Annotated in this window: 4 protein-coding genes; 2 read left to right on the top strand and 2 right to left on the bottom strand. The window is 60.2% G+C overall.

The genetic code is table 11. The features are described from left to right. Positions 1-168: 168 nt before the first annotated feature. Positions 169-20,619 carry a BapA/Bap/LapF family large adhesin gene (locus QMX84_RS18390; RefSeq protein WP_282364475.1) on the bottom strand — a complete coding sequence of 6,817 codons (20,451 nt, stop codon included), beginning with the start codon at positions 20,617-20,619 and terminating at the stop codon, positions 169-171. A 726-nt stretch (positions 20,620-21,345) separates the two neighbouring features. Continuing rightward, the gene (locus QMX84_RS18385) at positions 21,346-22,230 is read right to left on the bottom strand and encodes a LysR family transcriptional regulator (RefSeq protein ID WP_282364474.1); all 885 of its coding nucleotides are present in this window, start codon (positions 22,228-22,230) and stop codon (positions 21,346-21,348) included. A 108-nt stretch (positions 22,231-22,338) separates the two neighbouring features. Between QMX84_RS18385 and QMX84_RS18380 the strand changes: the two genes are divergently transcribed. Further along, positions 22,339-23,562 (top strand): MFS transporter, encoded by a 1,224-nt coding sequence (locus QMX84_RS18380; protein WP_282364473.1) that lies wholly within the window; start codon positions 22,339-22,341, stop codon positions 23,560-23,562. A gap of 13 nt (positions 23,563-23,575) precedes the next feature. Next, positions 23,576-23,971: a hypothetical protein gene (locus tag QMX84_RS18375; RefSeq protein WP_048368255.1), complete on the top strand. Its 396-nt coding sequence runs from the start codon at positions 23,576-23,578 to the stop codon at positions 23,969-23,971. The last annotated feature ends 137 nt before the right edge of the window (positions 23,972-24,108 follow it).

Here is a 24,108-nt window from a genome sequence, read left to right as displayed (position 1 = left end):
TGTAATAAAGGCGCACTCAGCGAAACAGCATTGGGGTATCACATGCACGCCCTGGCTCAGGTGTGCACGCAACAATGGATCGTTACTCGCAGCCCGCAACGATCCATCATTGCAATACCGTTAGTACACAAAACCGGGCCTTTGAAGGCCCGGCGCAAACGTTGTGGGTTAAACCACGCTGATTCCGTTCTGCACCCACAGTTGGTGGGTTTTATCTTCCTCGCTAGTGTAGATCACGTATTCAAGACCGTTCTCAACCTGAGCCACTCCCGATGACCAATTGCCGGTCAAATGCACACTGTCGTGGTCATCGCCCTGAATCACCAACCGGTCCCCTTCAGGCCCGGTGATGGACACCAGATCTTCGAGGCTCAGTGTCAGGTCAACAGCGCTGACGTGGTTGAGGTCGATGGCATCGATGCCGCTGACCTTGCCAATCAGGCTCGCCAGATTGATCGCGGCATCGCCCCCTTCCCACAGCAACCCATCAATCCCGGCAACGTTGTCGACGTGGGTGAAATCGGTGTCGGCAACCACGGCATGATCCCCGTGTTCACCCGTGGCATGCCCGTCGGTTGCAGCCACGTGGTCGACGGCGGCGACATGTTCCTCCACGGCCAGCGCGGCGAACGATGTAGCGGTCTTGGCCGGTGCGCCCGGGTTGGCGTCGTCCCAGACCTGAGGACGGTCTGGAGAGTCGAGACGGATGTACAGCTCAGCCGTGTCGGAATTGCCTGTTGGCGAGGTGAGTTTGTAGGTGAAGTGATCCACCTGCCCCACGTTGCTCGCCGTCAGACCGGCATTCGGCGTGTAGGTGTATTTACCATCGGCGAACAGGGTCAACGTTCCGTATGCCCCCGCAACCACCTTGCCCTCGCCCCCGGCATTCACGAACACGCCTTTGTCCAGCACACTGATCACCGTGAGCACAGAACCCAGCTTGTCGGGGCCGGTCAAGGTACTGGACAGCACACTTCCGGTGGCCGGGGTGACCGTACCCACAACAAACTTGTCCAGGTAAGTGGGCGTGAATTTCTGCTCGATGGACACTTTAGTGCCCAGTGAAAGTAAGATGCTGGTCGACGCTGTTACCCGATAAGTGCCCTCACCCAGGTCTTTAAAGGTATGGGATGTAGCTGAGAAGCTCTGTTGTGGTACTGCAGCCCACGCCCCGTTGATGAATTTTTCCAGGGTCAAGGTTGTGCCACCCAACCCCTGCGATCCCGACGAGAATTTCGCAGTAACCGCAATATCGCCCTTGGTATTGGCCTCGATGACGATGGCTCCACCGGCACCGGTTCCTGATCCAGTCAAAGAGATGCCTACTGCCTTCAAATCATAGCCAAAGCCCTGCAACGAAACCTGTGGCCCGACTTCAGGCGACAACTGTATCGCTACAGAACCCACGTCATCATTAGCAACCGGAACGATAACGCCGGGGGCCGAAGGGTCGGTTGTGCTCCACGTGAAATTGGAGTCTGCGCTATCAATGCGCACATACAAGTTGGCTGTTGAGGAGCCCGCCGCATTGACCAGGTGATACTCAAACGAATCAACCTTGCCAAGATTGGCCGCATTGCCATTCGCCACGTACGAGTAATTGCCGTTGGCAAAGATCGTCAGTTGACCATATTGGCCCTGCAACACGGTCCCGGGCCCGGTCGGGATGTCCGCATCGACAAGCTTGCCGTCGACCATAACCTGAACCTTCGCAGGCCCGGCCGTGCCCGTAACGTCGGTTTTGCCATCAAAGCCCAGGTCGGTGATCACGTTACCTTTGATCGCTGGCCCGGCGTCAGCCGTGAAATCGGTGAGGCTTTGCTCGGTGACACTCAGCTTGGCCGTTGCACTGGACAACACCTTGACCAACGCCAGATCAAGCTCGAACGTGAAGCGATAATTTCCAGCAGACAGGCCTGTAACTTTCCCGCTGCCACTGGTCCCGAATATCCCTAGCAAATCGAGTAAACCGCTCCCCAGGGAACCCTGCTGTACCGGCAGCCATCCGCCCTTGCCGTCACTCACCTCAAGCGTCGCCTTAACCCCGCCCCCCAGCAATTTCAGGAAATCAGCAGAGCCCGAACTCAAGTTCAAGGTTCCGGTCGTACCACTGGCAACAGTAAAGAGCTGCGTATCTTTGACGACACCGCCAATGATAATTCCGCCTACGCTGGCCAGCGTATAGACCGTCATGTCCTTCAACCCGGTGTTGGTCGTCACCGGCTTGATCACCATCTCAGCCGTTGTCAGGTCGTTGAAGGCTTTGGGCGTCAAGGTCCCCGGCAGGCCGGGGTCAAGCGCCAGGTAGGTTGCCGGCAGAGAGATGTTCTGCGCGGCATCCTTGAGGGTGACGTTGAGGGTTTCACCGGTGCTGCGTGGCTGATTCAGGATCACCGTGAAGTTACCTTGCCCGTTGACGGTGCCCGTACCGATGGTCTGCCCCAGGTAGTCTTTAACCGTCACCTGGCTACCCGCTTCACCCTTGCCGCTGAACGTCACGCCATCTGCGTTCAATGCAAGGTCGGTCGCAATGGCCGGCGGCGTGGTGTCGCCTGCAAGCACTGGCGCAGGCACCGAAACGTTGCCGGCCTTGTCGGTCAGGGTGACGGTGAGGCTTTCACCGTTTTTATGCGGCCCAACCAACAGCGCTGTAAACGAACCGTTAGCCCCGACAAGGCCGGTACCGATTTGCACACCGGCCGCGTTTTTCACGGTAACGATGCTGCCCACCTCGCCTTTACCGGTGAGCGTCAAACCATCGAGGCTGACTTTAAGCTCAGTCGGCGCCTGCGGTGCCGTGGTATCACCCGCCAGCACAGGCGTCGGCAACGAGACGTTGCCAGCCTTGTCGGTCAGGGTGACGTTGAGGCTTTCACCATTCTTTTGTGCAGGGCTGAGGGTCGCGGTAAACGACCCGTCAGCGCCAACAGTGCCGCTGCCCACGGCCACGCCCGCCGCGTTTTTCACGGTGACGGTACTGCCCGCCTCGCCTTTACCCGTCAGGGTCAGACCATTGACGCTGACGACCAGGTTGGTTGGCGCCACTGGCGCAGTGGTGTCCCCCGCTACCACTGGGGCAGCCACAGAGACGTTGCCCGCCTTGTCAGTGAGGGTGACGTTGAGGGTCTCGCCATTTTTTTGCGGTGTTAAGAGGACGGCGGCAAAGTTGCCGTCAACCCCGACCACAACGGTACTGATTTGCTGGCCCGCCGCGTTTTTCACGATGACCGTGCTGCCCGCCTCGCCTTTACCCGTCAGCAACAAGCCATCGAGGCTGACTTTAAGATCAGTCGGTGCCGCCGGTGCGGTGGTATCACCCGCCGCCACAACCCCCGGCAAGGACACGTTGCCCGCCTTGTCGGTGAGGCTGACGTTGAGAAGCTCGCCATTCTTTTGTGCAGGGCTGAGGGTCGCAGTAAACGAACCATCTGCCCCGACTACACCGGTGCCGACTTGCGCACCGGCGGCATTTTTCACCACGACCGTGCTGCCCGCTTCGCCTTTACCCGTGAGCGACAGACCATCGGCGCTCACAGCCAAGGTGTTAGGAGCCCCCGGCGCCGTGGTGTCGCCCGCCGTCACAGTACCCGGCAAGGACACGTTGCCCGCCTTGTCAGTGAGCGTGACGTTGAGCGTCTCGCCATTTTTCTGCGGTGTTAAGAGGACGGCGGCAAAGTTGCCGTCGATGCCGACCACAACGGTGCTGATTTGCTGGCCCGCCGCGTTTTTCACGATAACCGTGCTGCCCGCCTCGCCCTTACCCGTCAGCAACAAGCCATCAAGGCTGACTTTAAGGTCAGTCGGGGCCGCCGGTGCGGTGGTATCACCCGCCGTCACAACACCCGGCAAGGACACATTGCCCGCCTTGTCGGTAAGGGTGACGTTGAGGCTCTCGCCATTCTTTTGTGCAGGGCTGAGGCTTGCGGTAAACGAACCATCCGCCCCGACGACGCCGGTGCCGATTTGCGTGCCGGCGGCGTTTTTCACGACGACCGTGCTGCCCGCCTCACCTTTACCTGTGAGCGACAGACCATCCGCGCTCACAGCCAGGGTGTTCGGAGCCGCAGGCGCCGTGGTGTCGCCCGCCGTCACAGTACCCGGCAAGGACACGTTGCCCGCCTTGTCAGTCAGCGTGACGTTGAGCGTCTCGCCATTTTTCTGCGGTGTTGCGAGGACAGCGGCAAAGTTGCCGTCGATCCCGACCACCACGGTACTGATTTGCTGGCCTGCGGCGTTTTTCACGATGACCGTGCTGCCTGCCTCGCCTTTACCCGTCAGCAGCAAACCATCGAGGCTGACTTTAAGCTCAGTCGGTGCCGCCGGTGCCGTGGTATCACCCGCCGTCACAGCACCCGCCACCGACACGTTGCCCGCCTTGTCGGTCAGGGTAACGTTTAGGTTTTCGCCATTTTTCTGTGGAGGGTTCAGGACCGCGCTAAACGAGCCATCAACCCCGACAACACCGGTGCCCACTTGCGCACCTGCGGCGTTTTTCACGGTGACGATGCTGCCCACTTCACCTTTACCCGTCAGCGCCAGGCCATCGAGGCTGACTTTAAGTTCAGTCGGCGCCGCAGGGGCGGTGGTGTCGCCTGCAATGACAGGCGTGGCCACAGACACGTTGCCCGCCTTGTCGGTCAGCGTAACGTTGAGGGTTTCGCCATTTTTTTGTGGCGAGGTGAGCACGGCGCTAAACGAGCCATCCAGCCCGACGATGCCAGTGCCAATCTGCACGCCTGCGGCGTTTTTCACGGTGACGATGCTGCCCACTTCGCCTTTACCGGTGAGTGCCAGACCATTGAGGCTCACTGCCAGATCGGTCGGCGCGGCCGGTGCCGTGGTATCGCCCGCCACCACCGGTGCCGCCACCGACACGTTGCCCGCCACATCGGTCTGGGTGACGCTGAGGGTTTCGCCATTTTTTTGTGGCAAGGTGAGGACCGCGGCAAACGAGCCATCCAGCCCGACAAGACCACCACCGATCACCACACCCGCCGCATTTTTGACCGTTACCGTTGAGCCCGGCTCGCCTTTACCGTTAAGCACCAAACCATCGACGCTCACGGACAGGTTGGTTGGCGCTGCCGGCGCCGTGGTATCACCCGCCAGCACAGGGGCTGGCAGCGAGACGTTACCGGCCTTGTCGGTCAGTGTGACGTTAAGCAACTCGCCATTTTTCTGCGGCGTGTTGAGTGTCGCACTGAACGAACCATCCGCCCCGACAACGCCAGTACCAATGGCCACGCCCGCCGCGTTTTTCACGGTGACGGTGCTGCCCGCTTCGCCCTTACCGGTCAGCGCCAGACCATCAGCGCTGACTTTAAGCTCAGTCGGGGCTGCCGGTGCCGTGGTGTCGCCCGCAATCACCGGCGTGACCACCGAGACGTTGCCCGCCTTGTCGGTGAGGGTGACGTTGAGGGTCTCGCCATTTTTTTGCGCTGGCGTGAGGACGGCGGCAAACGAGCCATCTATTCCCACCACAACGGTACTGATTTGCTGGCCTGCGGCATTTTTTACGATGACCGTACTGCCCGCCTCGCCTTTACCGGTCAGCAACAAGCCATCCAGGCTGACTTTAAGCTCGGTCGGTGCCGCCGGTGCCGTGGTGTCGCCCGCCACAACCGGGGTCGGCAGCGAGACATTGCCCGCCTTGTCGGTGAGGGTGACGTTGAGGCTCTCGCCATTTTTTTGTGCCGGGCTAAGGGTCGCGGTCAGCGAGCCATCAGCTCCCACGGTGCCGGTACCGACTTGCACACCCGCCGCGTTTTTAACCGTGACGGTGCTGCCTGCTTCGCCTTTACCGGTCAGGGTCAAGCCATCAGCGCTGACGTTAAGCTCCGTTGGCGCCGCCGGAGCCGTGGTATCGCCCGCCACAACCGGGGTGGCCACCGAGACGTTGCCCGCCTTGTCGGTGAGGGTGACGTTGAGGGTTTCGCCATTTTTTTGCGGGGTATCGAGGATCGCGCTAAACGAGCCATCAACGCCCACCACGCCCGTACCAATGGTCACACCGGCAGCGTTTTTCACGGTGACGATGCTGCCCGCTTCACCTTTACCGGTCAGCAACAAGCCATCAAGGCTGACCGCCAGGCCGGTTGGCGCTGCCGGTGCCGTGGTGTCGCCCGCCACTACGCTGACAGACGGAGACGAAAGGTCCTGGGCATTGGTCAAGGTGACGCCAAGGGTTTCACCGTTCTTTTGCGCAGTGTCGAGGGTGACGGCAAAGTTGCCGTCCACACCCACGTTGCCCGTACCGATCACCGCGCCCGCAGCGTTTTTGATCGTCACCGACAACCCTGCTTCGCCCTTGCCACTCAGGGTCAGGCCATCCGGGCTCACCACCAGATCGGTTGGCGCTTCCGGTGCCAGCGCGCCCCCCACAATCACAGTGCCAATCGGAGATTCGTTACCCGCAGCATCCTTGAGTTGGACATCCAGGGTTTGGCCATTGCCTTGAGCCGGGACCAGCACAATCGCAAAACCGCCATCCGCCCCGACAAACCCTGTACCGACGGTTACCCCACCAAGACCTTTAACGGTCACGGCAGCACCAGGCTCGCCTTTACCCGTCAGCACCAGACCGCCAAGGCTGACTGCCAGGTTAGTCGGGGCATCCGGATTGGTGGTGTCACCGGCAGTGACCGGGGCGGCCAGCGACACGTTGCCGGCCTTGTCGGTCAGGGTGACGTTAAGCAGCTCGCCATTTTTTTGCGGCGTGTTGAGCGTCGCACTGAACGAACCATCTTCACCCACGGTGCCAGCACCCACTTGCACACCCGCAGCGTTTTTAACGATAACCGTGCTGCCCGCCTCACCTTTACCGGTCAGCGACAAGCCATCAACACTGACTTTAAGCTCGGTAGGCGCCGCCGGTGCGGTGGTATCACCCGCTACTACCGGAGTGCTCACGGACACGTTGCCCGCCTTGTCGGTGAGGGTAACGTTGAGGCTCTCGCCATTTTTTTGTGCCGGGGCCAGGACCGCGATAAACGAGCCATCCAGCCCAACGATGCCGGTGCCGACTTGCACACCTGCGGCGTTTTTCACGATGACGGTGCTGCCCGCTTCGCCTTTACCGGTCAGCGCCAGACCATCGAGGCTGACTTTAAGCTCGGTCGGCGCCGCTGGAGCCGTGGTATCACCCGCTGCCACCACACCCGGCAAGGACACGTTGCCCGCCTTGTCGGTCAAAGTGACGTTGAGGATTTCGCCATTTTTTTGCGGCGTATCGAGCGTTGCGGTTAACACGCCGTTAGCGTCAACAGTGCCGCTACCCACTTGCACGCCCAGGGCGTTTTTCACAATGACCGTGCTGCCCGCCTCGCCTTTACCGGTGAGCGACAAGCCATCAGCGCTCACTTTAAGCTCGGTCGGCGCCGCCGGTGCGGTGGTATCACCCGCTGTCACAATACCCGCCAAGGACACGTTGCCCGACTTGTCGGTCAGGGTGACGTTGAGGGTTTCGCCATTGTTTTGTGCCGGGGCCAGGATCACGGTAAACGAGCCATCAAGGCCCACGATGCCGGTGCCAACCTGCACACCCGCCGCGTTTTTAACGGTAACCGTGCTGCCCACTTCGCCTTTGCCCGTCAGCGCCAGGCCATCGACACGTACTTCAAGGTCAGTCGGCGCCGACGGTGCCGTGGTGTCGCCCGCCACAACCGGGGTCGGCAGCGAGACGTTGCCCGCCTTGTCCGTCAGGGTGACGCTAAGCAGCTCACCATTTTTCTGCGGCGTATCGAGCACTGCGCTAAACGAGCCATCAGCACCAACGGTGCCGGTGCCGACTTGCACACCCAGGGCGTTTTTCACGGTGACCGTGCTGCCCGCTTCACCTTTACCGGTCAGCGACAGGCCATCAACACTCACTTTAAGCTCAGTCGGCGCCGCCGGTGCGGTGGTGTCACCCGCAATCACCGGGGTGACTGCCGACACGTTGCCCGACTTATCGGTCAAGGTGACGTTGAGGGTTTCGCCATTTTTCTGCGGGGTATCAAGAACGGCGGTAAACGAGCCGTCAGGGCCAACGATACCGGTGCCGATTTGCACACCCGCGGCGTTTTTCACGATGACGATGCTGCCCGCTTCGCCTTTACCCGTCAGCGCCAGGCCATCGACACTCACTTTAAGGTCAGTCGGCGCTGCTGGTGCGGTGGTGTCACCGGCAATCACTGGCGTGGCTGCCGACACGTTGCCCGACTTATCGGTCAAGGTGACATTGAGGGTTTCGCCATTTTTCTGCGGGGTATCAAGGACGGCAGTAAACGAGCCGTCCGGGCCAACGGTGCCGGTGCCGACCTGCACACCCAGGGCGTTTTTCACGGTGACCGTGCTGCCCGCTTCACCTTTGCCCGTCAGCGCCAAGCCATCGACACTCACTTTAAGGTCCGTCGGCGCCGCCGGTGCGGTGGTGTCGCCCGCAATTACCGGGGTCGCCAGCGATACGTTGCCCGACTTATCGGTCAAGGTGACGTTGAGGGTTTCGCCATTTTTCTGCGGGGTATCAAGGATCGCGGTAAACGAACCATCAGGCCCAACGATAGCCGTGCCGATTTGCATACCCGCGGCGTTTTTCACGGTGACGACACTGCCTGCTTCGCCTTTGCCCGTCAGCTCCAGACCATCAACGTTGACTTTAAGCTCAGTCGGCGCTGCCGGTGCGGTGGTGTCGCCCGCAATCACCGGCGTAGTCGCCGATACGTTACCGGCCTTGTCGGTCAGGGAGACGTTGAGGGTTTCGCCATTGGTTTGCGCAGCATCGAGGGTAATGTCGAAACTGCCATCAGCGCCCACAGGACCGCTGCCTATCACTGTGCCTGCAGCGTCTTTGATCGTCACTGTGCTGCCGACTTCACCTTTACCGCTCAAGGTCAGGCCATCCACGCTCACTTTAAGCTCAGTCGGGGCTGCCGGTGCCGTCGTGTCTCCGGCTATCACAGGGGCGGCCGCTGACACGTTGCCTGCCTTGTCAGTCAGGGTAACGTTGAGGGTTTCGCCATTTTTCTGCGGTGTATCGAGGATCGCGGTGAACGAGCCGTCAGGGCCAACAATGCCGGTGCCGACTTGCACGCCCGCCGCATTTTTCACGGTGACTACGCTGCCCGCTTCACCTTTACCGGTCAGTTCCAGGCCATCGAGGCTCACTTTAAGCTCAGTCGGCGCGTCGGGTGCTGTGGTGTCACCCGCAATCACCGGGGTCGCCGTCGAGACGTTGCCCGCCTTGTCGGTCAGGGTAACGCTGAGGGTCTCGCCATTTTTCTGCGCCGTGTTGAGGGTGACGGCAAAAGTACCGTCAGCGCTGACGACACCCGTGCCGATTTGCACACCCAAGGCGTTTTTAACGGTCACCGTGCTGCCCGCCTCACCTTTACCGTCCAGGGTCAGGCCATCTGCGCTGACTTTGAGCTCGGTCGGGGCTGCAGGTGCCGTGGTGTCGCCCGCTGTCACTGGGGCAGACGCCGACACGTTACCGGCCTTGTCAGTCAGGGTGACATTGAGGGTCTCGCCATTTTTTTTCGGGGTATCGAGGATCGCAGTAAACGCGCCGTCAGCGTCAACGAGGCCAGTACCGATTTGCTCACCGGCGGCATTTTTCACAATAACAGTGCTGCCTGCTTCACCTTTACCGCTCAGGGTCAGGCCATCCGCGCTGACCGCCAGTTCAGTCGGTGCCTCTGGCGCGGTGGTATCGCCGGCGATAACAGGCGTCACCACCGACACGTTGCCGGCTTTGTCTGTCAGCGTGACGTTAAGGGTTTCGCCATTGGTTTGTGCGGTATTGAGGGTGATGGCAAAGGAGCCATCCAGCGCCACAGGTCCGCTGCCGATCACAGTGCCTGCGGCATTTTTAACGGTGACGGTTGAGCCCGGCTCACCTTTACCATTCAAGATCAGGCCATCAACGCTGACGACCAGCTCTGTCGGGGCATCAGGCGCCGTCGTATCGCCCGCCACCACGCTGACGGACGGTGAGGTCAAACCACCGACGCTGCTCAGGGTGACGCCCAGGGTTTCGCCGTTGGTTTGAGGGGTGTCCAGCGCCACGCTGAAATTACCGTCAAGGCCCACGATACCGCTGCCGATTACCGCGCCCGCTGCCGTTTTGACGGTGACGATGGCGCCAGGCTCGCCTTTGCCATCCAGTACCAGGCCATCAACGCTCACGCTCAGGTCAGTTGGCGCATCCGGTGCGACGGCATCACCGACCACCACAGGGCTGGCGGTCGAAATGTTGCCGGCCTTGTCGGTCAGGGTGACTTGAAGCGTAGAGCCATTGCTTTGGCCCGGGTCAAGAGCCACCTCAAAATTGCCGCCCGCGCCGACGACGCCCGTACCGACTTGCACGCCCGCAGCGTCTTTGACGATCACAGTGCTGCCGACTTCGCCTTTACCGGTCAGGATCAGACCATTGCCGCTCACCGCCAGGTTGGTCGGTGCATCAGGCGCTGTGGTATCGCCCGCAATCACTGGCGTGACCACCGACACATTGCCCGCCTTGTCGGTCAGGGTGACGTTGAGGGCCTCGCCATTCTTTTGCGCGCTGTCGAGGGTGATAGTGAAGCTGCCGTCAGCCGCAACCGGCCCGGTACCAATCACCGCGCCCAACGCATCTTTGACAGTGACGGTGCTGCCCGCTTCGCCTTTACCGGTCAGGGACAGACCATCAGCGCTCACTTTAAGCTCTGTCGGGGCATCAGGTGCGGTGGTATCACCCGCAGTCACTGGCGTGACCGCCGACACGTTGCCTGCTTTGTCAGTCAGGGTGACGTTGAGGGTTTCGCCATTGGTTTGAGCCGTGTCGAGCACGATGGTGAAGCTGCCGTCAGCCTCTACAGGCCCGGAACCAATCACTGTGCCCGCTGCATCTTTAACCGTCACCGTGCTGCCGACTTCACCTTTACCTGTCAGCGTCAGACCATCAACGCTGACCGCAAGCTCTGTCGGCGCATCAGGCGCGGTGGTGTCGCCCGCGATCACCGGGGTGACTGCCGACACGTTGCCCGACTTATCGGTCAAGGTGACGTTGAGGGTTTCGCCATTTTTTTGCGCCGTATCGAGGGTGATGGTGAAGCTGCCATCAGCTGCAACCGGCCCGGTGCCAATCACCGCGCCCAACGCATCTTTGACCGTGACGGTGCTGCCCGCTTCGCCTTTACCGGTCAGGGACAGACCATCAGCGCTCACTGCAAGCTCTGTTGGGGCATCAGGTGCGGTGGTATCGCCCGCGAGTACTGGCGTGACTGCCGAGACGTTGCCCGCCTTGTCGGTCAGGGTGACGTTGAGGGTTTCGCCATTGGTTTGTGCAGTGTCGAGCGCGATGGTGAAGGTTCCGTCAGCCTCTACAGGCCCGGAACCAATCACTGCGCCCGTTGCGTCTTTAACAGTGACCGTGCTGCCGACTTCACCTTTACCTGTTAGCGTCAGACCATCAACAGTGACCGCAAGCTCTGTCGGGGCATCAGGTGCCGTGGTGTCGCCCGCAATCACTGGCGTGACCGCCGAGATATTGCCCGCCTTGTCGGTCAGCGTGACGTTAAGGGTCTCGCCATTTTTTTGCGCCGAATCGAGGGTGATGGTGAAGGTGCCGTCAGCCGCAACCGGCCCGGTGCCGATCACCTCGCCCAACGCATCTTTGACCGTGACGGTGCTGCCTGCTTCGCCTTTACCGGTCAGGGACAGGCCGTCTGCGCTCACTTTAAGCTCTGTCGGTGCATCAGGTGCGGTGGTATCGCCCGCAACCACTGGCGTAACCGCCGAGATGTTGCCTGCCTTGTCAGTCAGCGTGACGTTAAGGGTTTCGCCATTGGTTTGAGCCGTGTCGAGGGCGATGGTGAAGGTGCCGTCAGCCTCTACAGGCCCAAAACCAATCACTGCGCCCGCTGCGTCTTTAACAGTGACCGTGCTGCCGACTTCACCTTTACCGCTCAGGGTCAGGCCATCAACGCTCACCGCAAGCTCTGTAGGTGCATCAGGCGCGGTGGTGTCGCCCGCGATCACTGGCGTGACCGCCGAGATATTGCCCGCCTTGTCGGTCAGAGTGACGTTAAGGGTTTCGCCATTTTTTTGCGCCGAATCGAGGGTGATGGTGAAGCTGCCATCAGCCGCTACCGGCCCGGTGCCGATCACCGCGCCCGCTGCGTCTTTCACAGTCACCGTGCTGCCCGCCTCGCCTTTACCGGTCAGCGCCAGACCATCCGCGCTCACCACCAGGTCCGTCGGGGCATCAGGCGCCGTCGTGTCGCCCGCCACCACACTGTTCGATGGCGAAGTCAGGCCGCCAGCATTGGTCAAGGTGACGCCCAGGGTTTCGCCGTTGGTTTGCGCTTTGTCGAGAGTTACTTCGAAGCTGCCATCAACACCGACAACCCCGGTGCCGATTGGCAAGCCAGCCGCATCTTTGACAGTAACGGTGCTGCCAATCTCGCCTTTACCGGTCACTGTCAGACCATCGACACTCACTGCCAGATCGGTTGGCGCATCAGGCGCTACCGCGATCCCGACCACCACTGGGGTAATCGGCGAGGTGTTGCCAGCCTTGTCGGTCAAGGTGACATCAAGAATGGCGCCATTGCCCTGCGCGTCTTTAAGGGTGACTTCAAAACTGCCATCAGCACCCACCACGCCCGTGCCAACCGATACACCGGCCGAGTCTTTGACAGTGACCGCGCTGCCGACCTCACCTTTACCGGTGAGCGTCAGACCATCCGCGCTCACGGCAATGTTGGTGGGGGCATCAGGCGCTGTGGTATCGCCCGCAATCACTGGCGTGACCGCCGAGATGTTACCCGCCTTGTCGGTCAGGGTGACGTTGAGGGTTTCGCCATTTTTTTGCGCCGTATCGAGGGCAATGGTGAAGCTGCCATCAGCCGCTACCGGCCCAGTGCCGATCACCGCGCCCAACGCATCTTTGACCGTGACGGTGCTGCCCGCTTCGCCTTTACCGGTCAGAGACAGGCCATCTGCGCTGACTTTAAGCTCTGTCGGGGCATCAGGTGCGGTGGTATCACCCGCGGTCACTGGCGTGGCCGCCGAGATGTTGCCTGCCTTGTCAGTCAGCGTGACGTTGAGGGTCTCGCCGTTGGTTTGAGCCTTATCGAGGGTGATGGTAAAGGTACCGTCAGCCTCTACCGGCCCGGTGCCAATCACTGCGCCCGCTGCGTCTTTAACCGTCACCGTGCTGCCGACTTCGCCTTTACCTGTTAGCGTCAGACCATCAACAGTGACCGCAAGCTCTGTCGGGGCATCAGGTGCCGTGGTGTCGCCCGCAATCACTGGCGTGACCGCCGAGATATTGCCCGCCTTGTCGGTCAGCGTGACGTTAAGGGTCTCGCCATTTTTTTGCGCCGAATCGAGGGTGATGGTGAAGGTGCCGTCAGCCGCAACCGGCCCGGTGCCGATCACCTCGCCCAACGCATCTTTGACCGTGACGGTGCTGCCTGCTTCGCCTTTACCGGTCAGGGACAGGCCGTCTGCGCTCACTTTAAGCTCTGTCGGTGCATCAGGTGCGGTGGTATCGCCCGCAACCACTGGCGTAACCGCCGAGATGTTGCCTGCCTTGTCAGTCAGCGTGACGTTAAGGGTTTCGCCATTGGTTTGAGCCGTGTCGAGGGCGATGGTGAAGGTGCCGTCAGCCTCTACAGGCCCAAAACCAATCACTGCGCCCGCTGCGTCTTTAACAGTGACCGTGCTGCCGACTTCACCTTTACCGCTCAGGGTCAGGCCATCAACGCTCACCGCAAGCTCTGTAGGTGCATCAGGCGCGGTGGTGTCGCCCGCGATCACTGGCGTGACCGCCGAGATATTGCCCGCCTTGTCGGTCAGAGTGACGTTAAGGGTTTCGCCATTTTTTTGCGCCGAATCGAGGGTGATGGTGAAGCTGCCATCAGCCGCTACCGGCCCGGTGCCGATCACCGCGCCCGCTGCGTCTTTCACCGTGACGGTGATGCCCGCCTCGCCTTTACCGGTCAGCGCCAGACCATCCGCGCTCACCACCAGGTCCGTCGGGGCATCAGGCGCCGTCGTGTCGCCCGCCACCACACTGTTCGATGGCGAAGTCAGGCCTCCGGCATTGGTCAAAGTGACGCCCAAGGTTTCGCCGTTGGTTTGCGCGGTGCCCAGAGCGACCGAGAAATTACCGTCAGCATCTACGACCCCGGTGCCAATCACGTTGCCCGCCGGGCCTTTCACCGTCACAGTGCTGCCAATCTCGCCTTTACCGGTCACTGTCAGACCATCTGCGCTCACCACCAGACCGGTTGGCGCCTCAGGTGCTACCGCATCACCGACCAGCACAGGCGTCGGGTCAGACACGTTGCCAGCCTTGTCGGTCAAGGTGACTTCCAGGGCGGTGCCATTACCTTGCGCGGTGTCTAGGGTGACTTCAAAACTGCCGTCAGCGCCAACAACCGCCGTACCCACGGGGTCACCGGCCGCGTTTTTAACGGTGACCGTGCTGCCCGCCTCGCCTTTACCGGTGAGGATCAGGCCGTCCGCGCTCACCGCGATATTGGTCGGCGCATCAGGAGCCGTGGTATCGCCCGCCACCACGCTGCCAACTTGCGAAACGTTGCCCGCCGCGTCGGTCAGAGTAACGTTGAGGGTTTCACCGTTGGTTTGCGCGCTGTCGAGGGTGATCGAGAAATTGCCATCAGCGTCCACAACCCCCACGCCGATTTGCCCACCGACTGCGTTTTTGACGATGACCGTGCTGTTGATTTCACCTTTACCGGTGAGGGTCAGGCCATCAGCACTGACAGCCAAATCCGTTGGCGCGGCAGGTGCGGTTGTATCGCCCGCAATCACAGGCGTAGCTGCCGAGACGTTGCCCGCCTTATCGGTCAGGGTGACGTCGAGGGTTTGGCCATTGGTCTGCGCCGCATCCAGGGTGATTTCGAAGTTACCATCAGCCCCGACAGGCCCGGAGCCAATCACCGTGCCCTCTGCGTTTTTGACCGTAACAGTGCTGCCCACTTCGCCTTTACCCGTCAGGGTCAAGCCATCCGCGTTAAGGACCAAGCCGGTTGGCGCGTCAGGTGCAGTGGTGTCGCCGGCAACCACGCTGCCCACTTGCGAGACGTTGCCCGCTTTGTCGGTCAGGGTGACGTTAAGGGTTTCGCCGTTGGTTTGAGCAGCATCCAGGATGATTTCGAAGCTGCCATCAGCCCCGACAACCCCAGCGCCGATTTGTAAGCCTTCTGCATCTTTGACGATAACGGTGCTGCCGATTTCGCCTTTACCGGTGAGGGTCAGGCCATCAGCGCTTACCGCCAGCTCAGTTGGAGCCGCCGGCGCTGTGGTGTCACCTGCAACCACACTGCCACCCGCAGAGATATTGCCTGCCGCATCGGTTTGGGTAACCGCCAGTGTTTGGCCGTTGGTTTGTGCTGGGGCAAGAGTGATTTCGAAGCTGCCGTCAGCGCCCACAGGGCCGGAGCCGATCACATTGCCTGCCGCATCTTTCACGGTGACGGTGCTGCCAACTTCGCCTTTACCGCTCAGGGTCAAGCCATCTGCGCTAACACCCAAGCCGGTCGGGGCTTCAGGGGCAGTGGTGTCGCCTGCTATCACGCTGCCAACTTGCGAGATATTGCCCGCTTTGTCGGTCAGGGTGACGTTAATGGTTTGCCCGTTGGTTTGCGCGCTGTCGAGGATGATCGAGAAATTACCCTCAGCGTCCACAACGCCTGCGCCGATTTGTAAGCCAGCCGCGTCTTTGACGATAACCGTGCTGCCCGCCTCGCCTTTACCCGTCAGCGCCAGACCATCGTCGCTAACGGCCAAATTAGTTGGTGCTTCAGGAGCAGTGGTGTCGCCTGCAATCACGCTGATCGATGGCGAAGTCAGGCCACCGGCATTGGTCAAAGTGACGCCCAGGGTTTCGCCGTTGGTTTGTGCTTTGTCGAGCGTTATTTCGAAACTGCCATCAGCACCGACAACCCCGGTGCCGATTGGCAAGCCAGCCGCATCTTTGACGATTACGGTGCTGCCAACCTCGCCTTTACCGGTCACTGTCAGGCCATCTGCGCTAACAACCAGACCGGTAGGCGCCTCAGGCGCAACCGCTTCGCCCACAACTACCGGCGTCGCCGTCGAGATGTTGCCGGCCTTGTCAGTCAAGGTCACTTCAAGGGTGGTGCCATTGCCTTGGGCTGCGTCGAGGGTGACTTCGAAACTGCCATCAGTCCCCACAACCGCCGTACCGACTTGCTCCCCGTCGGCGTTTTTAACGATAACCGTGCTGCCCGCTTCACCTTTACCGGTGAGAATCATGCCATCGGCGCTGACTGCGATATTGGTTGGCGCATCGGGAGCCGTGGTGTCGCCTGCTACCACGCTACCGACTTGCGAGATGTTGCCCGCTTTGTCGGTCAGGGTGACGCCCAGGGTTTCGCCGTTGGTTTGTGCTTTGTCGAGAATGATGGAGAAATTGCCTTCCGCATCCACAACGCCGTTGCCGATCTCCAAACCTGCCGCGTCTTTGACGATAACGGTGCTACCGATTTCGCCTTTACCGGTCAAGGTCAGGCCATCTGCGCTTACCGTCAGGTCAATTGGAGCCGCTGGCGCGGTGGTATCGCCTGCAACCACGCTGCCACCCTCAGAGACATTGCCAGCCGCATCGGTTTGAGTGACAGCCAGTGTTTCGCCGTTGGTTTGTGCTGGAGCAAGAGTGATTTCGAAGCTGCCGTCAGCGGCGACTGGACCGGAGCCGATCACGTTGCCCGCTGCATCTTTCACCGTGACGGTGCTGCCCACTTCGCCTTTGCCGGTCAGGGTCAGGCCATCAGCGCTAACACCCAAGCCGGTCGGGGCTTCAGGGGCAGTGGTGTCGCCCGCGACCACGCTGCCCACTTGCGAGATGTTGCCCGCTTTGTCGGTCAGGGTGACGTTGAGGGTTTCGCCATTGGTTTGAGCTGTTTCGAGGGTGATCGAGAAGGTGCCATCTGCACCGACTGTCCCAGTGCCAATCACGTTGCCCGCTGGATCTTTAATGGTGACGGTGGAACCCGGCTCGCCTTTACCCGTCAGCGCCAAACCATCGTCGCTAACGGCCAAATTAGTCGGTGCGTCAGGCGCAGTAGTATCGCCTGCAACCACGCTGATTGATGGCGAGGTCAGGCCACCAGGGCTGGTCAGGGTCACACCCAAGGTTTCACCGTTGGTTTGTGCGGTGCCCAGGGTCACATCAAAGTTGCCGTCATTTCCAACAGTGCCGGTGCCGATCACATTGCCCGCAGAGTCTTTGATCGTCACGGTAGAACCAGGCTCGCCTTTACCCGTCACCGACAGGCCATCAGCGCTAACAACCAGACCGGTTGGCGCCTCAGGCGCAACCGCTTCACCCACAACTACCGGCGTCGCCGTCGATACGTTGCCGGCCTTGTCAGTCAGGGTCACTTCAAGGGTGGTGCCATTGCCTTGAGCGGCGTCGAGGGTGACTTCAAAACTGCCGTCAGCCCCAACAACCGTCGTACCGACTTGCTCACCGTCGGCGTTTTTAACAATAACCGTGCTGCCCGCCTCGCCTTTACCGGTGAGGGTCAAACCATCGGCGCTGACTGCGATATTGGTTGGCGCATCGGGGGCCGTGGTGTCACCCGCTACCACGCTGCCAGCTTGAGAAACGTTGCCCGCCTTGTCGGTCAGGGTGACGTTGAGGGTTTCGCCGTTGGTTTGAGCTGTTTCGAGGGTGATCGAGAAGGTGCCATCTGCACCGACTGTCCCAGTGCCAATAACGTTGCCTGCCGGATCTTTGATGGTAATGGTGGAACCCGGCTCGCCTTTACCCGTCAACGCCAGACCATCGTCGCTAACGGCCAAATTAGTTGGTGCGTCAGGCGCAGTAGTATCGCCTGCAACCACGCTGATCGATGGCGAGGTCAGGCCGCCAGGGCTGGTCAGGGTTACGCCCAGAGTTTCACCGTTGGTTTGTGCGGTGCCCAGGGTCACATCAAAGTTGCCGTCATCACCGACGGTGCCGGTGCCGATCACATTGCCCGCAGAGTCTTTGATCGTCACGGTGGAGCCCGGCTCGCCTTTACCGGTTACCGACAGGCCATCAGCGCTGACAACAAGCCCGGTAGGCGCCTCAGGCGCAACCGCTTCACCGACAACTACTGGCGTCGCCGTCGAGATGTTGCCGGCCTTGTCAGTCAAGGTCACTTCAAGGGTGGTGCCATTGCCTTGAGCGGCGTCCAGGGTGACTTCGAAGCTGCCATCAGCCCCGACAACCGCAGTGCCGACTTGCTCACCGTCGGCGTTTTTAACAATAACCGTGCTGCCCGCCTCGCCTTTACCGGTGAGGGTCAGGCCATCGGCGCTTACAGCGATATTGGTTGGAGCATCTGGCGCGGTGGTGTCACCCGCTACCACGCTGCCAGCTTGCGAGATGTTACCCGCCTTGTCGGTCAGGGTGACGTTGAGGGTTTCGCCGTTGGTTTGAGCTTTTTCGAGGGTGATCGAGAAGGTGCCGTCTGCACTGACTGCCCCAGTGCCGATCACGTTGCCCGCTGGATCTTTGATAGTGACGGTGGAGCCCGGCTCACCTTTACCACTCAGCACCAGACCATCGTCGCTCACAGCCAGATTGGTCGGTGCGTCAGGCGCAGTCGTATCGCCCGCGATCACGCTGATCGATGGCGAGGTCAGGCCACCAGGGTTGGTCAGGGTCACACCCAAGGTTTCACCGTTGGTTTGTGCGGTGCCCAGGGTCACGTCAAAGTTGCCGTCATCACCGACGGTGCCGGTGCCGATCACATTGCCCGCAGAGTCTTTGATCGTCACGGTGGAGCCCCGCTCGCCTTTACCGGTTACCGACAGGCCATCAGCGCTGACAACAAGCCCGGTAGGCGCCTCAGGGGCAACCGCTTCGCCCACAACTACCGGCGTCGCCGTCGATACGTTGCCCGCCTTGTCAGTCAAGGTGACTTCAAGGGTGGTGCCATTGCCTTGGGCTGCGTCGAGGGTGACTTCGAAGCTGCCGTCAGCCCCCACGACCGCCGTACCGACTTGCTCGCCGTCGGCGTTTTTAACGATAACTGTGCTGCCCGCCTCGCCTTTACCGGTGAGGGTAAGGCCGTCGGGGCTCACAGCCAGATTGGTTGGTGCATCAGGCGCGGTAGTGTCGGTGTACACAACGCTGCTGACGGGCGATACCTGGCCTTTGCTGTCAGTCAACGTGACATCCACGCTGGCGCCGCTGGTCAGGGCCGTGTCGAAGGACAGGTTGAAATTGCCATCGGCATCCACCGTCCCGCTGCCGATAATATTGCCCGCCGCATCCTTGACCGTAATCTTGTTATTGGCCTGCCCCTTGCCGCTGATCGAGAGGCCGTTCTGGCTGACGACCAAGTCAGTGGCCGCGAGCGGTTGGCCTCCTGAGCCCAAATCGGTGTCAGTCACAATAAATTTGCCTGGCAACGATTCGTTCTGAGCCGCGTCAGTCAGTGTGGTGTTCAACTGCTGACCCACGCTTTGCGGTGAGGTCAGTGTGATCAAGAAATTACCGTCGGCACCGACTGTGCCGCTGCCCACCACATTGTTGGCGGAGTCTTTGACCGTGACGTGGGAACCCGGCTCACCTTTACCGCTGAATGTCACACCGTCTGTGGCCAAAAACAGGCTGGTGGGTGCATCAGGAGCGGTGGTGTCAGGCGCAACTACGTTGCCGACCGGCGACTGATTGCCCGCCGGGTCGGTCAAGGTGACGTCGAGGTTTTGGCCGTTGTTTTGCGGGGTGCCGAGGGTAATGTCGAAGTTGCCATCAGCCCCTACGGTGCCCGAGCCGATCACATTGCCCGCAGAATCTTTAACCGTCACCGTCGAGCCAGGCTCGCCCTTGCCGCTGATGGTTTGGCCATTCGGGCTGACCGTGAGGCCGGTCGGGGTTTCTGGAGCGGTGGTGTCTGGCGCCACCACGCTACCGGCCGGCGACTGGTTGCCTGACGGGTCGGTCAAGGTCACATCGAGTTTTTCGCCGTTGGTCTTGGAGGAGTCCAAAGGCACCTTGAAATTGCCATCAGCCCCGACCGTGCCGGTGCCGACTACGTTACCGGCCGCATCCTTGACCGTCACTTTGGAACCGGCCTCGCCCTTGCCGATGACGCTCAGGCCGTCGTTGCTCACCGAAATACCGGTTGGGGCACCGGGCGCGGTGGTATCGCCATCACCGCCATGATGGCCGCCACCACCACCGCCACCACTCAGCGCGGCCGCCGCGCCACCTACCGCCAGAAGGCCAAGCCCCCACAGGACCCAGTCAGGAATGTCTGCACTGCCGCCAGCCGCGGCCAGCGTCAGGTCATCAAGGCTGGAAATCTGGGTGAAGGTAAAGCCGGAGTAAGGTGAAGAATACTGACCCAGGAGCAGCGTTCCATTACTGCCCTCCAGCACCAGTTGGTTAGTGGCTCCGTCGCTGCCCGTCACAAAGAAGTTCTGGATCGTAACGGTCTCACCGGACTTGAGAGTAATAACCAGATTATTGCCGGACTGTTGATAAGACTGAACACTCTCCTGGCCGAAGGGCAGTTTTACAATGCTCGTACCTTTAAGGCTGAGCGAACCCAACGCCTGTTCCGATTTAGCCCCTGATGCCTTGTCAACAATCACAATATTCTTCATCTCACACCTACTTTATTCATCCGATAAATAAAGGGACTCGCCACTGCACTAAATGCAGGGCGCAAGTATCCCCGGCGGCGCAATTAACAACCGTTATTCGATAATGGGGTCGTGCTATTGAACGACTACTTGGTGTTCAGGCTTCAGCCCACGCCTGTTTCGTCACGTCCATTCAAACGCCTTGCTCTGCCACTGCCAAACACCGCCAGCGGGCGATGAAGCGCTGAGTCCAAGGCTGAAAAGGTCTGTGAAATACGAAGGGAAACGACAGGGCAAACGCTGGCGACCGGGCTTTGTGCCGGGCCGGGCTGGCCGCGAGAAGGCAGGTTCTCGATTGACAGCAGCAGGACATACGCTCTACGAATCCATTCGTTAACCATGGTGAACACACCCAGACAACGCGTAATGATTAAAACCGTCAGGTGGACGACTTCCAAGTTCTATGCCGATACAGCTCTGGCAATGCAGGGACAATACTAGCCATACAGCCGACAATTTCAAAACAGACTAATTCCCTCTTTTGCACCCGATGAGTGCACGCACATTCAACATGTATTTAATCACCCGCCATTGACAATCCATGTCACATCAACGCACACGGCATGATAATGAAACGCACAACAGGTGATAACGGAACACGCACTCAATAAGTTATTCAGACTTTTTTATTTTTTTATAAAAAAATAAAAAACAATGGAGTTATAACTTTAGTATGAATGTGCCGCATTATCCGTGAGTCTTCATAAAATCAATAAACACGCGAACTTTCGGGGGCAGATGACGGGTGTCGGGGTACAACGCATAGATGCCCTGGCGCGTGAGTTGCCAGCCGGGCAGCAGATGCACCAGCCTGCCGGCCTGCAAATCGTCCTCGATCAGCCAGTCCGGCAAAATCGCCACGCCCTGCCCGGTCAAGGCAAACGCCTGCAGCACCGATGAATTGTCGGCCTTGATCCGCGCATTGGCCGGGTTGGGTTGATAAGGCCGGACGCTGCCGCTGCTCAACTCGGTAATGCTCAATTCACCGACCCGGCCATGTTCCAGCCAGGGTGCTTGCTCAAGGGCTTGCACGCTGTTGATCGGCGCCAGGCTGGCAACAAAGCCCGGCGAGGCCACCGGCAGAATCTCAAAGGTGCGCAACTGCACGGCGCGATGGCTGGAGTCGAGCACGCGGCCCAGCCGCAGGGCGACGTCAAAACGCTCTGAGATCAGGTCTGCATGGGTCGAAGAGGTCGATAGATGCACGTTCAGTTCAGGGTGCCGGGCGCGAAACAGCTCCAGCGCAGGCACCACTTTGGCCAACGCGTACTCCACCGTGGTAGTGATGCGCAGCGTGCCCTTGAGTTCGGTGTGTTCACTGCGCGCCTCGTCAATCGCCAGCCGCGCTTCTTCGAGCATGCTCAGGCAGCGTACATAAAAACGTTCGCCCGCCTCGGTCAGCGCCAGCCGCCGGGTGTTGCGAATGAGCAACGTCACCCCGAGTTCAGCCTCCAGGCGTTTGATGTTGAAGCTGACCACGGCCCGGGTCTGGCCCAGTAAATCGGCGGCTGCGGTCAATGAGCCGGCTTCGACCACGGCTTTGAAGGTGTCGAATCGATCGAGGCTGACCATGTTTAAACCCACTGATTGTCAAAATATTTTTGACAATCTAGCAGGGCGCAGACCGTTTCTCTAAAGGAAAAAGCGACTTACTGTGCAGGCTCTTTCAAGGAGCCCCACATGGCTTATCGCAACAAACTCGCGCTGATCTATGTGCTCGGCTTTGCCCTGGACCTGGTCAACATGTTCGCCGCATCGATTGCCTACCCGCAGATCGGCCAGATGCTGCACGCTTCGGTCAATCAACTGGCCTGGATCGGCAATGCCTACATGCTCGGCCTCACGCTGATCATTTTGCCCAGCGTGTGGCTGGCCTCGGTGTTTGGCGAGAAGCGCCTGATCCTCGCTTCGCTGCTGGTGTTCAGTGTCGCGTCGTGGTGTGTCGCTCAAGCCGGTTCAATCGAGGCACTGATCGGCTGGCGCTTGCTCCAGGGCCTGGGCGGCGGGCTGTTGATCCCGGTCGGCCAGGCCATGGTCTACCGGCATTTTCCGGTGCGTGAACGGGCGCGTCTGACATCAGTGATTCTATTGGTCGCGCTGCTGGTACCGGCGCTGTCACCGGCATTGGGCGGTTGGGTCGTGGAGTACGGGTCATGGCGTGGGGTGTTCTACGCCAACCTGCCGCTGGCGTTGCTGGCCCTGGTGCTGGCGGGGGTATGGATCAAAGCCGAACCACGCCCCACCGAGCGTCCGGCACTCAACCTCAACAGCCTGGCAACCGGCGCCCGCAGCATGGGCGGCTTGCTGAAAAGCCCGCTGCTGCGCGTCGCCATGCTGATGTACCTGTGTGTGGCGGGGATTTTTATCGGCACCCAACTGGTGAGTATTTTGTATTTGCACCAGTTGGGCTTGAGCCCTGCGCAGACCGGCGCCTTGATGCTGCCGTGGGCGCTGGCTTCAGCACTGGGCATTATGTTGAGCCGTTATCAATTCAACCAACTGGGGCCCAAACCCTTAATGCTGCTGGGCATGGGTGCCCAAGCGCTGGGCATTGGTTTGTTGATTCAAGTGGACAGTTCACAGGTGTGGCTGGCGATACCCCTGTACGCACTGATGGGGTTTGGCGGCAGCCTGTGCAGCAGCACCGCGCAAAACACCGCGTTTATCGACATCAGGCCCGAACGCATGGGGTACGCCAGCGCGCTGTGGAATATCAACCGTCAGTTGAGTTTTTTGCTTGGCCCGGCGCTGATGATGGCGTTGTTCGCCGCCTTGAGCACAATCACCTCGACGCCCCACGCCTTTGCCCTATGCTTTGCCATCGGTTGCGTATTAACCCTGGCGCCGCTTATCCCCGTGTTACGCCTCAATACACCCCACGTGCTGGCCTTGCTGGCGCCCTGACCTGGAAACCGTGATGACTGATTATTCAAGCTACTTCGACCTTGTAACCGAAACCCACGTTGAGATTGAAGGCTGGTTTTCCGGTCTGGAACCGGGCGTGTTGCCGGTGCTGCTCGCCCGCTTCTCAGCACAGTTTTCGATGATCACCCCGACCGGCAAAGTGCTGGATGCCAACGGTGTCGAAACGCTGTTTGAGCAACTGCGCGGGGCCCGCCCGGGGTTAAAAATCACCCTCAGCGAATTCCAGGGCATCGCCTTGCACGCAGAAGGCGCGGTGGTCAGCTACCGGGAGCTGCAAGAAGAACACAACGGCACCCGCACCGACCGCCGGGCCACCGTGGTGTTTGAGCGCGACGCCAGTGGCAAGGTGCTGTGGCGTCATTTGCATGAGACGTTTAGCGCGGGTTAAGCCGGTATTTACCCTATTGCCAAAACCTGTAGGAGCGAGCTTGTCTCGCGATCTTTTGATCTATTGCTCGCAGATAGCCATTCCGGCGTTTAAAGCCTTTTGGTTAAAAATCAAAAGATCGCGAGACAAGCTCGCTC

This window comes from Pseudomonas sp. PS01297, assembly GCF_029959305.1.
Classification (GTDB): domain Bacteria; phylum Pseudomonadota; class Gammaproteobacteria; order Pseudomonadales; family Pseudomonadaceae; genus Aquipseudomonas; species Aquipseudomonas helleri.
Note: the sequence above shows the minus strand (reverse complement) of the source record. Positions and strands in the feature narration are given on the sequence as shown.

Excerpts from the sequence above, each read along its gene's own strand:
- QMX84_RS18390 (WP_282364475.1), bottom strand. The coding sequence starts at position 20,619 with ATGAAGAATATTGTGATTGTTGACAAGGCATCAGGGGCTAAATCGGAA.
- QMX84_RS18380 (WP_282364473.1), top strand. The coding sequence starts at position 22,339 with ATGGCTTATCGCAACAAACTCGCGCTGATCTATGTGCTCGGCTTTGCC.
- QMX84_RS18375 (WP_048368255.1), top strand. The coding sequence starts at position 23,576 with ATGACTGATTATTCAAGCTACTTCGACCTTGTAACCGAAACCCACGTT.
- QMX84_RS18385 (WP_282364474.1), bottom strand. The coding sequence starts at position 22,230 with ATGGTCAGCCTCGATCGATTCGACACCTTCAAAGCCGTGGTCGAAGCC.